Here is a 363-nt window from a genome sequence, read left to right as displayed (position 1 = left end):
CCCGGAAGGGCAGTGGTATGTCGTTGTCGGCAATACGTTGGCGCAGGTCACTGAACAGGCTCAGCACCAGCCAGAAACCCAGCCCGGCGCCCAGGCTCAGTGCCGCCATGTGTGCCAGCCCTTTATCGTCTTGCGTACCCAGCAGCACCACCCCCAACACCCCGGCATTCCCCAGCAACAAAGGCCACAGGCCATCGAACGGCAGCTTGGGTAACTGGCGGCACAGCACCCTCAGCAGCGGATGGATCAGCAGCACTGTCACCGGCAAAAACACAAACAATCGCAGGGACGTCAGCGCCAGAGGCCGCAATAGGTAATGATCGAGCAGATAGCCGAGGATGCCAATCAACAGCATCAACACCG

Annotated in this window: 1 protein-coding gene; it reads right to left on the bottom strand. The window is 60.3% G+C overall.

The window, feature by feature from the left end:
• Positions 1–363: Rnf-Nqr domain containing protein (locus tag HX855_RS33015; protein WP_306219247.1), on the bottom strand; the 363-nt coding region annotated here is incomplete at both ends.

Origin of the sequence: Pseudomonas sp. IPO3778 (assembly GCF_013386825.1) — a bacterium.
GTDB lineage: Bacteria > Pseudomonadota > Gammaproteobacteria > Pseudomonadales > Pseudomonadaceae > Aquipseudomonas.
The sequence above is the reverse complement of the archived record's forward strand: the minus strand, read 5'-3'. Positions and strand labels throughout refer to the sequence as shown.